Here is a 12908-nt window from a genome sequence, read left to right on the forward strand (position 1 = left end):
GAGAGTGGACTATGCCCACTCTCACTTTAACTTTGCGGTTCTTCCTTGTAATCACAATTAACGCATTGAACTTGAACACCTTTTTTTAATTTCTTTTCAACAAGCAGCCCTTCACATTTTGGGCATTCCCTTGGTAATGGTTTATCCCAAGAGATAAACTCACATTCAGGGTATTGTGTGCAACCGTAAAAGAGTCGCTTTTTCTTACTTTTACGCTCAATGATCTGTCCTTCTTTGCAATTAGGGCAGGTAACACCGATTTCTTTAACAATCGGTTTTGTATTTCGGCAATCTGGAAAATTGCTGCAAGCCATAAATTTTCCGTAGCGACCCATTTTAAAAACCATAGGGTTTCCACAATTCTCACAGTCTTCACCAGCTGGTTCATCTTTGATTTCAACAGACTGCATTTCTTCTTCTGCTTTTTTTAAATGAATTTCAAAATCTTGATAAAACTCATCGATAATATTGACCCAAGGTACTTTTCCATCTTCGATATTATCTAAGCCCTGTTCCATTTTCGCTGTAAATTCGACATCTAGAATATCTGGAAAAAACTCTAAAATCAACTCATCGATAATTTCACCGAGCTCGGTTGGAATAAATCTTTTATTATCGAGTGCCACATAGCCCCGCTTTTGAATCGTGTCAAGGGTTGGTGCGTATGTAGACGGGCGACCAATACCAAGCTCTTCAAGTGTCTTAACAAGTCTTGCCTCCGTGTACCTTGGCGGTGGCTGAGTGAAATGCTGCTTTGGCTCGATATCCTTTTTAAACACTTCATCCCCTTCCTTAAGGTCAGGAAGCATTCTGTCTTTTTCATCCACTTGGTCATCTGATCCCTCAACATAAAGCTTCATGAAACCAGGAAACTTAATTTTTGAGCCATTTGCTCGGAAAAGGACATTGCCATTTTGTAAATCTACGCTCATTGTATCCATGACGGCCTGAGCCATTTGACTAGCTAAAAACCGATCCCAGATTAATTTATATAATCGGAGTTGGTCTCTTGATAAAAATGTTTTTAAACTATTGGGATCCCTTAAAGTACTGGTTGGTCGAATCCCTTCATGTGCATCTTGGGCATTCGATTGCTTTTTCTCTTTTCTTTGTTCATCTTTTAAATAATCTTCACCATATTCTGAGCGGATGTAATTAGCCGCCTCTGTTTGAGCGACTTCAGAAATCCGTGTTGAATCCGTTCTCATATATGTAATGAGACCAACCGTACCCTCTTTGCCAAGCTCAATCCCTTCATAAAGCTGCTGTGCGAGCATCATCGTTTTCTTTGCTCGGAAGTTAAGTTTTCTGGCTGCTTCTTGTTGCAATGATGATGTTATGAAGGGCGGTGCTGGGTTCCTCTTTCTTTCTTTTTTGGTAACAGATACAACTTTGAATTTATTATCATCCATTTGTTTTAAAATGGTTTGGACATCTTGTTCAGATTTCAGTTCAAATTTTCGTTTGTCAGCTAAAGAAAAATATTGGGCACTAAAATGGTCTTTCCCCTTTAAAAATTCTCCATCAATCGTCCAATATTCTTCAGGGACAAAGGCTTTGATTTCCTTTTCCCTAACAATAATTAAATGGACGGCAACAGATTGAACCCGGCCTGCACTTAAACCTTTCTTTACCTTCTTCCAGAGCAACGGGCTGATATTATACCCAACAAGACGGTCAAGAATCCTACGAGCCTGCTGAGCATCCACCAAATCCATATTAATTGGCCGAGGATGTTTAAACGACTCTTTTATTGCATCTTTTGTGATTTCATTAAAAACCACCCGGCAATCTGAATTAATATCGACAGATAAACTATGGGCTAAATGCCATGCAATTGCTTCCCCTTCGCGATCCGGGTCAGCTGCCAGATAGATTTTTTTTGCTTTTTTTGCCGCTGTTTTTAAGTCTTTTAAAACAGGACCTTTTCCGCGGATTGTAATATATTTTGGTTCATAGCTATTTTCTACATTGACCCCCATTTGGCTCCGTGGCAAATCGCGAATATGTCCCATTGATGCTTTTACTTTATATTTATTCCCTAAATATCGTTCGATCGTTTTCGCTTTTGCTGGCGATTCAACGATTACAAGAAAATCTGCCATTTAAAAATCCTCCTTAAGAGGGAAAGTGTAGAAGCGCCCCGAATCTGGCAAATGCTGTTTCTAAGGTGCTAATCATTTGAGAAGCTTTCCTAAATTCCAGTTTTACCTAATTAGACCGGAGAAAATACTTTACAAAACTGCCCTATCCCAAGTTTTTCTTTATATATTAATATGAATATTATTTATTCCATTTCCAAATATTCTTTTTTTCGAACATCTGTTGGAAAATGTATAACAAATTAGAAAATAATGCAACCTTTTTTAGCTAAATTCTCCGTTTATTCATAAAAACCTTCAAAATTAACGATTTTTAAGCAAAATTTCTTTAGATAAGAGTCTTATCTAATTTCCTCTAAAATATCCTCTGCACCGGTTACAAGTTTAGCTCCTTGTTGAATTAATTCATTGGCCCCGATAGAATATGGATTAAAAATGCTTCCAGGCAAGGAAAATACATCTCTTCCTTCATTTACTGCAAAATTCGCCGTGATGAGTGATCCGCTTTTTCGTTTTGCTTCTATAATAAATGTCCCTTTTGACAAACCGCTAATAATTCGATTTCTAGATGGAAAATGCCATCTAAGCGGCTTAGTATCTGGAGGGTATTCCGAAAGAACTAGCTGGTTTTTCATCATTTCTAGGGCTAAGCTCGTATTTTCCTTTGGATAGATATGATAGAAACCACCAGCAATCACAGCTATTGTTTTTCCTCCATTTTTTATTGCATATTCATGTGCGATGGCATCAATTCCCCGTGCTAAGCCGCTAACAATTAGAACACCTTTGTCAATTAAACCTGGAAAAATCAACCGAATTGCATTTTTCCCATATTGAGTCGCTTGCCGTGAACCAACAACCGCAAGTTTGGGGTCTGTTTCAAGTAGCGAGAGATCCCCCTTAGTAAATAGTGCCCATGGCGGCTGATATATTTCTTTTAATAATGGTGGATATTCCTTATCTAAAATAGTAATGACTGTAATCTCATTTGTTTTGTATTGACGAATTTGATCGCGAATAATGTCAGGATGAAGAGGTACGCTAGAAGACTTTTCTGAAGGGTTATTGGTAGTGGGTGGAAATAAGCATGTTTGCTGAGGGGATTGCTTTTGTAACTGATATAAGTTCTGTAGTGTCGGGTCTTTTTTTAGCATTTGTAAAACGGTGTCCCAGGAGATATTGGGGTAATGCAACAAGGAAATAAGTTTTTCTTTGAATTCATCCATTTAAATATTTTCCTCCCTATAGATATAAAATTAGAATAAATAGCCCCTCGTTTTTGAGGGACTATCTGAAATTATCTAGTTGCACAATTATTAGTGGGTTTTACACTTTTCGTACAAACCTTGTTCTTTTAATACTTCAATTAATGTGTCACCCATCACAGATGGAGTGTCAGCTACTTTAATACCGCATTCGTTCATAACGCGGATTTTTTCATCTGCAGTACCTTTACCACCTGAAATAATCGCACCTGCGTGTCCCATACGTTTTCCTGGAGGCGCTGTACGTCCACCGATGAAGCCAACAACAGGCTTGGTCATGTTTGCTTTAACCCACTCAGCTGCTTCTTCTTCGGCAGTACCGCCGATTTCACCAATCATAATTACAGCATATGTTTCAGGATCTTCATTAAATGCTTTTAATACATCGATGAAGTTTGTTCCGTTAACAGGGTCGCCGCCGATACCAACAGCAGTAGTTTGGCCTAATCCGGCTTGTGTTAATTGGTGAACCGCTTCGTATGTTAATGTTCCAGAGCGTGATACAACACCTACATGGCCTTTTGTATGGATATAACCAGGCATGATGCCGATTTTACACTCATCAGCTGTAATAACACCAGGACAGTTTGGACCGACTAAGCGAGTCTTTTTACCTTCCATATAACGCTTAACTTTAACCATATCCAATACCGGAATATGTTCAGTGATACAGATAGCAAGATCCAATTCTGCATCAACCGCTTCGATAATCGCATCTGCAGCAAATGGTGCCGGTACGTAAATAACGGATGCAGTTGCACCAGTTGCGTTAACAGCATCTTTAACCGTGTTAAAAACAGGAACTCCTTCTACTTCCAACCCGCCTTTTCCTGGAGAGGTACCGCCAACAATCTGTGTACCATATTCAAGCATTTGCTTTGTATGAAACAGGGCTGTTGATCCTGTAATCCCTTGAACAATAACCTTTGTATCTTTATTAATAAAAACGCTCACGTTAATTCCCCTTTCTTCGATCCTATTTCACTAATGAAACGATTTTTTGTGCGCCGTCAGCCATGGATTCAGCAGCAATAATGTCTACACTTGACTCTGATAGGATTTTCTTACCTAAGTCAACATTTGTTCCCTCTAAGCGAACAACAAGTGGAACACTAAGTCCAACCTGCTTAGCTGCTTCTACTACACCCTCAGCAATAACATCACACTTCATGATTCCACCAAAGATATTGACGAAAATACCTTTTACGTTTGGATCAGAAAGGATAATTTTGAATGCCTCTGTAACCTTTTCAGCTGTCGCGCCGCCCCCAACATCAAGGAAGTTTGCGGGATCGCCGCCGTAATGTTTAATTATATCCATCGTTGACATGGCAAGTCCTGCACCATTAACCATACAGCCAATGTTTCCATCTAAAGCAACGTAGCTTAAATCATATTTAGATGCTTCAATTTCCTTTGCATCCTCTTCTTCAAGGTCACGGTACTCTAGTACATCTTTCTGACGATATAGGGCATTTGAGTCAAAGTTCAATTTTGCATCAAGAGCCATTACCTTACCGTCACCTGTAACAACGAGCGGATTAATTTCTGCAATCGAGCAATCTTTCTCGATATAAGCATTATACAAAGCGGTCATAAATTTTACAGCTTGATTAATTAATTCTTTTGGAATATTAATATTGAACGCAATTCGGCGAGCTTGGAATGGCTGTAATCCGACGACCGGATCAATTTCTTCTTTGAAAATTTTCTCTGGAGTCTTTTCAGCAACCTCTTCAATTTCCGTTCCGCCTTCTTCAGATGCCATTAGGACAACACGTGAAGTAGCACGGTCTAATACTAAACCAACATAATATTCTTTTTTGATGTCACAGCCTTCTTCAATAAGCAAGCGCTTGACTTCTTTTCCTTCAGGACCTGTTTGGTGTGTTACAAGTGTTTTGCCGAGGATTTCGCTTGCATATGTACGAACCTCTTCAAGGTTTTTTGCAACTTTAACACCACCGGCTTTCCCCCGTCCGCCAGCATGGATTTGTGCTTTTACCACACAAACCTGTGTGCCTAGTTCTTTCGCTGCTTCCACTGCTTCTTCTACAGTGAATGCTACTTTTCCATTCGGAACTGCTACCCCGTATTTTCTGAGGATCTCTTTCCCTTGATACTCATGGATATTCATTTCCCATCCTCCTATTCAAACTCTTCTAAAAACTGACTCCGTTTTCATTTTATATAATGACAGTTACCTTGTCTACCATTATGCTAAAAAATTATATACATCTTAAAAATATTCAGAATAATCAATCGTTTTTTTGGATAAATCAAGGAAATCCACACCTTATTTGGTATAATTTGTTTTCTACAATAATAAAAAAACAGGCACTGCCTGTTCAGATTGTCGAGAAAGGGTATTTTTCTCGGCAATTTTTTATTCTCAGCATTTAATTATTCATTGTACCTGCTAATGGGCCTGTTGATTTCCGCTCCAGGCACTTCGCTTTCCGCGGGTGGTCCGGGGAGCCTCCTTGGCGCTAGCGCCTGCGGGGTCTCCCCAGCCCCGTCCTCCCGCAGGAGTCTGCGTGCCTTCCGCGGAAATCAACAGGGAGGTAATCAACCTAAAGAATTGCAACACACTTTTTCTAGCCTTGCTAATTGTGTTGCAATGATCCGAAAATAAGACACGACCACCTACCATTTTGTGATTCATTACCTGGAGAACAATCTCATCAAATATTTCCTGAAAGATATCGGTACCTTTAAAACGATGTTGGCGATTCCAACTAATCGTTGAGTGGTGGAACAGGATCCTTAAATTTCAGGCCTAAAAACCAGCGGTAGGCAACATTCATTTCAATTTCTCTTTGTAATTGTCGCTCGGATCGGATGCCATAAATATAACCAATAAACATCATTTTAAATAGAATAGTGGGATCGGAAGGGCGTCCGTTATCATCACTATAATAAGGACGTACATTTCAAGAAGGAATGAAAGATCAATATATTTATCGATTAAACGAAGAAGGTGATTGTCAGGAACCAATTCATCAATAGAAACAAATTCATATTCACTTTGGGTAGATACTCTTGGTTTAAACATAGATTTCACCACTTGATTTTTTATTGTTTGGTTGTGTTAAGAGCAGTGTATTATTGATTTTACAGCTCTGTTGATTTGCGCGGAAGGCACGCAGACTCCTGCGGGAGTACGGGGCAGGGGAGACCCCGCAGGCGCTTCAGCGCCGAGGAGGCTCCCCGGCACGCCCGCGGAAAGCGAAGTGCCTGGAGCGCAAATCAACAGACATGTTGCAAAGCCTATATATTAATAATATTATAACAAATTAACGCGGTGAATGGTTAAAGTTATTGTAGAAAATAAGAGGCTGTCGAAAGTTTCTCGACAGCCTGAACAGGCATTGCCTGTTTTTTATTATTGTGTTTGATAATTAAACAAAATCCTTTACAGGTGCGAAACTTTTTCTGTGATAAGAAGTTATTCCGTGTTTTTGGATGGCTTCGATATGTTCCTTTGTTCCGTAGCCCATGTTCTGTTGAAATCCATAGACTGGATAGGTCTGTGAAATTTCCTTCATCAAATCATCTCTTGCTACTTTCGCTATAATCGAAGCGGCGGCGATAGAGATACTTTTTGAATCACCCTTAATAATAGATTCAGAGGTAAAGGGGGTTTCCAGCTTCATGGCGTCAATAAGCAATAAATCCGGCTTTGGATCTAAGGATGAGATGGCAGCTTTCATAGCTTTTTTTGTAGCTTCATAAATATTAATTTCATCTATTTCCTTGGCATGGATCATTGCAATACTGAAGGCAATCGCTTCTTTTCTAATAATCGAATCGAATTCCAAGCGTTTTTTTTCAGATAGCTTCTTAGAGTCGTCTATCCCTGCTAAGTAAAAGTCTTTTGGCAAAATGACAGCTGCTGCAACTACCGGACCTGCAAGAGGCCCTCTACCCACTTCATCGATACCGGCAATCTTCTCATATCCTCTTTTGCGCCATTTATGCTCATAGACATTCATTTCAACAAACTTTTCTTTTAGTCGATGATTCTCCGCAAATTTCTTACTCCATCTATGTACCAGCTGTTGGACACCCTTCCGCTCATCTTGAAGAATACCCAACAAGAATGGATCAGTTTCTACTAATATATTTTCCAATTGTCGTTCAATTTCTGCGATTGTTAATTGTTTCATCTTATCACCCATTGTAATTGTTATCTTGGTCATTATGTTAAAAAACAACAAAATAACACCCAATATTCGAGATGAACTTGGGTGTTATTTCATTCCGTTAGGATATAACTAAGTCTTTTAGTTTGAATGTTTTGCTTGTGCCAAAAATTTCTTGTTCAAGTCTTCTTCCTGTCGGTGTCGCTGCAAGACCACCTTCCGCTGTTTCCCTTAAGGCAGATGGCATGGATTGGCCAATTAAGAACATCGCATGAATGACTTCATCGCAGGGGATTCTGCTTGTAATGCCAGCAAGTGCCATATCTGCTGCCGTGATGGCATTGGATGCACCCATTGCATTTCTTTTCACACAAGGAACTTCAACTAAGCCTGCTACAGGATCACAAACTAATCCAAGCATATTCTTCAATGTGATTGCCATCGCTTCTGCAGCTTGCTTAGGTGACCCACCAGCCAATTCTACAATCGAAGCTGCAGCCATACCACTTGCAGAGCCTACCTCTGCTTGACATCCCCCTGCCGCACCAGAAATAGAGGCATTATTTGCGACAACAAATCCGAAAGCCGCTGAGGTAAATAAAAATTCAATCATTTCTTGTCGGGTTGGATTTAATTTTTCTTTTACTGCAAATAATGTACCTGGTACGACACCTGCTGAACCAGCTGTTGGCGTTGCACAAATTACGCCCATTGCAGCGTTCACTTCATTGGTCGCCACCGCTTTACTGACGGCATCTAATAAAATGGTCCCCCCCAGCGCCTTGCCACTTTTAATATAGTTTTGGAGCAATACTGCGTCTCCACCGGTAAGGCCTGTATGTGAGTACACACCGTTAAGTCCTCTTTCCACTGCTTGTTCCATAATCGTTAAGTTCTTATCCATTTTAGCAATAATATCTTCTCTAGAAAGGCCAGAAACTTCTATTTCTTGCCGGATCATAATTTCCGCTATTTTTACTTGATTACTCTCTGCCATCTGAACAAGTTCTGCTACATTTCTAAACATAATGACACCTCCCGCTGGCTAATTAATGGTCTATTCCACCATACGAATAATTTGCGATACACTTGAAAGTTGATGTAGTTCCTCTATCACTAATTCATCAATTTTCTGATCAACTTCAATAACCATTAAAGCCATTTCTCCTTTTTCTAATCGAGAAACTTCCATATGACCAATATTTATTTGATTTTTTGATAACACACTTGTTACTGCTGAGATAATACCAAATCGATCTTGATGAACAACCAAGATTGCGGGATGTTCACCGGAAAGCTTCAACGGAAAGGAATTTAACTCTGTTATCTCAATCGTACCCCCGCCAATTGAAATCCCAACTAATTCGAGTTCGTTATCATCATTATATAAATTAATTTTTACGGTATTGGGATGATCCATCACAGCCTCTTCAATACAAAAGATCACCTCTAAACCCATTTGTTTTGCTATTTCTAAGGATTGTGGCATCCGTCCATCAAAAGTATCAAAATCTAACAGCCCTGCCACTATGGCAAAGTCTGTTCCATGTCCCTTATAGGTTTTTGCAAATGAACCGTACAATGAGATGATGGCTTTCTTTGGCAGCTGACCAAATAAGGTTCTTGCTACCCTGCCAATTCGCGCTGCGCCTGCGGTATGAGAGCTAGATGGTCCGATCATGACGGGACCAATAATATCAAATGCAGATCGATATTTCATTTAGAACGCTCCTTTACTTTCACTCAATTTATTTTACAAGATATACGGCTAAATTGCCTACAATAAATAGTGGTAAATTATTACATAAAAAAGACTCTCCGCCTAGGAGAGCTTAAGCTATATTTTTCTTTATTCAACCAAAAAATCAGTCGGTCGTTCAAATGTAATCCGACCAAACTTTTCTGATCTAATTTCCTTGATGACCAATTCTGAAACCTTATCATAATCAACGATACCACCAGCCATAAGACATCCACGCAGTACTCCTATTTTGTCAAACATCTCTACAACATCCTCAGGAAGGGTATCAAGATTGTACCGTTCTTTTAAACGATCTGGATATGCTCGTTCTAAATACTTAAGAGTATAGACAGTAAGATCCTGAAGATTTAATAACGTATCTTTGATTGCGCCTGTAACGGCAAGTTTTTTGCCGACTTCTTGGTCTTCAAATTTTGGCCATAAAATCCCGGGGGTATCAAGCAGTTCCATTTCCTTCCCCACTTTAATCCATTGTTGGGCCTTTGTTACACCAGGCGTATTTCCTGTTTTAGCGATATTTTTCTTTGCCAATCGATTGATTAACGTCGATTTACCAGCGTTAGGAATTCCAACTATCATCGCTCGGATCGCTCTTGGATTATTGACACCTCTAGCTCTTAAACGGTCAAACTTTTCCTTCAATATTTCCTTTGAAGCATTGGCAATGTCTCTCATGCCTTCTCCCGCATGAGAATTTATTGCGAGTGCCTTAATACCTTTATTCGCAAAAAACTCAATCCATTCCCTTGTTGCTTCTTTATCAGCCATGTCAGCCTTATTTAATAAGACAAGCCTTGGCTTATGCTGAATGATTTCATCTATCATCGGATTTCTCGAGGAATAGGGAATCCTCGCATCCACTAATTCAAAAATAATATCTACTAATTTTAACTTTTCCGTGACCTCTCTGCGAGCCTTAGCCATATGGCCTGGAAACCATTGGATCGTCATGCTTGGCCACCTCCCTTAAAAGCGTAAGCGCCTTGACCAGCCCCGACAAGCATAAGACAAGCTGGCAGGAAGGTTGCTTTTTAACCTTCATGACGGATTGGCTGTAGACCATCGAGGGGCTAGGCGCTGAAGCTAGATAGTACAATTCTATTTCACTGTTACGATATGTGCATCATTTAACGGCCAGTAAACGAAACTGGTTTTACCGATAATTTTATCATAGGAAATGGTCCCAATATGCCGACTATCTTTACTGAAGCGGCGATTGTCGCCCATAACAAACAATTCACCTTCCGGAACTGTTTTACGTCCTATTTTTTCTTCCAAGGTAAATGGATCTGTTAACGGTCCATCCTCTACTTCTTTTTTATATTTATCCAAATATGGCTCTTTATACGCTTTTCCATTAACATATAATGTATCATCTTTATACTCAATTGTGTCGCCAGGCAATCCAATCACGCGCTTTATGTAATCCTTTTGTTCTGGTGCATGAAAGACAATGATATCAAATCGCTTTGGCTCACCAATATTATAACTAAACTTATTTACAATCATTCGATCCTGATCCTTCAATGTCGGCATCATCGATAAACCATCGACAACGATTGGAGCAAAAAGGAAGTACCGGATAACTGCAGCTAATATGACAGCAATCAAAAGGGCCTTTGTCCATTCCCAGAGTTCATTTTTCTTTTTTGTCATAACAATCCCCGCCATTCTCCGTAAAAAAATGTTTTATAAAATTTATTTTACATAATTTCAATAATTTTAACACGATGGGATCATATTTTTAATCAAACTTTAATAATTTGTTAAAAAATCAGCACCAATTTATAAACTCATAATTTAATATTACAAGGGCATCAAATCGATTATATAAAAAAAAGAGCCTGCTCCCGAGCAAGCTCTTTTTCTTTTCATATTATCGAATCTCTTTAATTCTTGCTTTTTTACCACGAAGGTTACGCAAGTAGTAAAGCTTAGCACGGCGAACTTTACCGCGACGAAGTACTTCTAGCTTCGCAATTTTTGGTGTGTGTACTGGGAAAGTACGCTCAACGCCTACTCCGTAAGAAATTTTACGAACTGTAAAAGTTTCGCTAATTCCACCACCACGACGCTTAATTACAACACCTTCAAATAACTGAATACGCTCACGAGTACCCTCGACAACCTTAACGTGTACACGCACAGTGTCACCAGGACGGAAAGCAGGAAGATCAGTACGAAGTTGTTCTTTTGTAATTTCTTCAATCAATTTTTGCATCGTTTTCAACTCCTTCCAACAGACGCTCATGCACATCAAACTCTTAATTATATTGCAGCGGAACATCGTTATAAGACCACAATCTGATTCATATCAGCTCAAGTCACAAGTAGTATCATACCATAATCGGTAAACTCGCGCAATACTACTCGTATTCTTTTTTTACTTCTTTAAGCCATTTTTCCTGTTCATTCGTCAATTCTATTTTCTCAAGTAGGTCTGGACGTCTTAAAATTGTTCGCCGTAACGCTTCTTTATTACGCCATTCTTCTATTAATTTATGATTACCTGATAATAGAACTTCTGGAACCTTTAGTCCCCGGAAATCAGCAGGTCTTGTGTAGTGAGGATGCTCAAGCAGTCCTGTGCTGAAAGAGTCCTTCATATGAGATTCTTGATTTCCCAGCACTTCTGGTAAGAGTCGGACTACACTATCAACGATAACCATCGCACCAAGTTCACCGCCAGTTAAGACATAATCACCAATTGAGATTTCATCTGTTACTACATGCTCACGAATTCGTTCATCATAACCCTCGTAATGCCCACAGATAAAAATCAAATGCTCTTCCTTTGCCAATTCCTCCGCTTTCCGCTGCTCATATCGTTCACCCTGCGGACAAAGAAGAATCACCCGTGGATTCGTACCTTTTGCTTTTTCCTTGAGGGCTGTTACAGCATCAAAAATGGGCTGCGGTTTTAATACCATACCAGCTCCGCCGCCGTAGGGATAATCATCTACAGTTGAATGTTTATTATCAGCAAACCCGCGAAAATTGACGACGTTATAGTTGACCGCAGATTTCTCAGCAGCCTTTTGCAAAATCGATTGTCCCAGTACCCCGGTAAACATCTCCGGAAATAAGGTGAGAATATCTATTTGCATCATGAAAGTAATCCTTCGATTGGATCGATTAGTATGACTTTTTCTTTCACATCTACTTTCTTGACCACATCATGGATATAAGGGATTAGTATTTCTTTGCCGCCTTTACCTTTAACCACCCACACGTCATTGGCACCAGGAGATAGAATTTCAGAAACTTTTCCAAGCTCCTCGCCTTTTGTTGTAGCAACAAGGCATCCAATAATCTCATGGTAATAAAATTCATCCTCATTTAATGCACCAAGCTGTGTTTCAGGTACTTTTAGAATTCCATCCCTAAACTTTTCTACTTCATTGATATTGTTATAACCTTCAAATGTAAGTAATTCAAAATTTTTATGGGTTCGGCGGCTTTTAACTGTTAGTTCAATCGGCGAACTAGAATTAGGCATAAACAAATATAATACATTTCCTGCCTTATAGCGTTTCTCAGGGAAGTCAGTCTTTGATATAACTCGGACTTCCCCCTTTAGCCCCTGTGTGTTTACAATTTTTCCGACATTAAACCATTTTTCCATAGCTTTACA

12 protein-coding genes and 1 pseudogene are annotated in these 12908 nt (G+C 39.4%); all 13 read right to left on the minus strand.

Going from position 1 to position 12908, the window contains the following annotated elements; genetic code table 11:
* Positions 1 to 26: 26 nt before the first annotated feature.
* On the minus strand, positions 27 to 2105 hold the full coding sequence (gene topA / locus QF028_RS17990) for a type I DNA topoisomerase (RefSeq protein ID WP_429467469.1): 2079 nt from the start codon (positions 2103 to 2105) through the stop codon (positions 27 to 29).
* Between the two features lie 338 nt (positions 2106 to 2443).
* Positions 2444 to 3328: a DNA-processing protein DprA gene (gene dprA / locus QF028_RS17995; RefSeq protein WP_429467472.1), complete on the minus strand. Its 885-nt coding sequence runs from the start codon at positions 3326 to 3328 to the stop codon at positions 2444 to 2446.
* A 90-nt stretch (positions 3329 to 3418) separates the two neighbouring features.
* Positions 3419 to 4321 carry a succinate--CoA ligase subunit alpha gene (gene sucD, locus QF028_RS18000; RefSeq protein WP_429467474.1) on the minus strand — a complete coding sequence of 301 codons (903 nt, stop codon included), beginning with the start codon at positions 4319 to 4321 and terminating at the stop codon, positions 3419 to 3421.
* 22 nt (positions 4322 to 4343) lie between these two features.
* A complete protein-coding gene (gene sucC / locus QF028_RS18005; protein WP_410888819.1) occupies positions 4344 to 5504 on the minus strand; it encodes an ADP-forming succinate--CoA ligase subunit beta in 1161 nt (386 codons plus the stop codon).
* A 456-nt stretch (positions 5505 to 5960) separates the two neighbouring features.
* Positions 5961 to 6422: pseudogene (locus QF028_RS18010) on the minus strand (transposase); the annotation flags it as partial.
* A gap of 346 nt (positions 6423 to 6768) precedes the next feature.
* Positions 6769 to 7536 (minus strand): ribonuclease HII, encoded by a 768-nt coding sequence (locus QF028_RS18015; RefSeq protein ID WP_429472406.1) that lies wholly within the window; start codon positions 7534 to 7536, stop codon positions 6769 to 6771.
* 97 nt (positions 7537 to 7633) lie between these two features.
* A complete protein-coding gene (gene sdaAA, locus QF028_RS18020; protein WP_429467477.1) occupies positions 7634 to 8539 on the minus strand; it encodes an L-serine ammonia-lyase, iron-sulfur-dependent, subunit alpha in 906 nt (301 codons plus the stop codon).
* A 30-nt stretch (positions 8540 to 8569) separates the two neighbouring features.
* Positions 8570 to 9232, minus strand: a complete 663-nt coding sequence (sdaAB, locus tag QF028_RS18025; protein ID WP_215000348.1) for an L-serine ammonia-lyase, iron-sulfur-dependent subunit beta — start codon at positions 9230 to 9232, stop codon at positions 8570 to 8572.
* A gap of 129 nt (positions 9233 to 9361) precedes the next feature.
* Complete coding sequence (gene ylqF, locus QF028_RS18030; RefSeq protein ID WP_215010243.1) at positions 9362 to 10225, minus strand: ribosome biogenesis GTPase YlqF; 864 nt, start codon at positions 10223 to 10225, stop codon at positions 9362 to 9364.
* Between the two features lie 147 nt (positions 10226 to 10372).
* Positions 10373 to 10930: a signal peptidase I gene (lepB, locus tag QF028_RS18035; protein WP_088086366.1), complete on the minus strand. Its 558-nt coding sequence runs from the start codon at positions 10928 to 10930 to the stop codon at positions 10373 to 10375.
* Positions 10931 to 11150: 220 nt separating this feature from the next.
* Positions 11151 to 11495, minus strand: a complete 345-nt coding sequence (gene rplS / locus QF028_RS18040) for a 50S ribosomal protein L19 (RefSeq protein WP_026566443.1) — start codon at positions 11493 to 11495, stop codon at positions 11151 to 11153.
* Between the two features lie 145 nt (positions 11496 to 11640).
* Entirely contained in the window at positions 11641 to 12384 is a 744-nt protein-coding gene (trmD, locus tag QF028_RS18045; protein ID WP_429467482.1) for a tRNA (guanosine(37)-N1)-methyltransferase TrmD, read from the minus strand.
* On the minus strand, positions 12381 to 12899 hold the full coding sequence (gene rimM, locus QF028_RS18050; protein ID WP_215010244.1) for a ribosome maturation factor RimM: 519 nt from the start codon (positions 12897 to 12899) through the stop codon (positions 12381 to 12383). The genes trmD and rimM overlap by 4 nt, the downstream gene beginning before the upstream one ends.
* Positions 12900 to 12908: the final 9 nt, after the last annotated feature.

This window comes from Neobacillus sp. B4I6, assembly GCF_050434045.1.
Taxonomy (GTDB): Bacteria; Bacillota; Bacilli; order Bacillales; family Cytobacillaceae; genus Neobacillus.

Coding starts and splice junctions, on each gene's coding strand:
- lepB (WP_088086366.1), bottom strand. CDS start 10,930: ATGACAAAAAAGAAAAATGAACTCTGGGAATGGACAAAGGCCCTTTTG.
- ylqF (WP_215010243.1), bottom strand. CDS start 10,225: ATGACGATCCAATGGTTTCCAGGCCATATGGCTAAGGCTCGCAGAGAG.
- QF028_RS18015 (WP_429472406.1), bottom strand. CDS start 7,536: ATGAAACAATTAACAATCGCAGAAATTGAACGACAATTGGAAAATATA.
- trmD (WP_429467482.1), bottom strand. CDS start 12,384: ATGATGCAAATAGATATTCTCACCTTATTTCCGGAGATGTTTACCGGG.
- topA (WP_429467469.1), bottom strand. CDS start 2,105: ATGGCAGATTTTCTTGTAATCGTTGAATCGCCAGCAAAAGCGAAAACG.
- rplS (WP_026566443.1), bottom strand. CDS start 11,495: ATGCAAAAATTGATTGAAGAAATTACAAAAGAACAACTTCGTACTGAT.
- dprA (WP_429467472.1), bottom strand. CDS start 3,328: ATGGATGAATTCAAAGAAAAACTTATTTCCTTGTTGCATTACCCCAAT.
- sucC (WP_410888819.1), bottom strand. CDS start 5,504: ATGAATATCCATGAGTATCAAGGGAAAGAGATCCTCAGAAAATACGGG.
- sdaAB (WP_215000348.1), bottom strand. CDS start 9,232: ATGAAATATCGATCTGCATTTGATATTATTGGTCCCGTCATGATCGGA.
- sdaAA (WP_429467477.1), bottom strand. CDS start 8,539: ATGTTTAGAAATGTAGCAGAACTTGTTCAGATGGCAGAGAGTAATCAA.
- rimM (WP_215010244.1), bottom strand. CDS start 12,899: ATGGAAAAATGGTTTAATGTCGGAAAAATTGTAAACACACAGGGGCTA.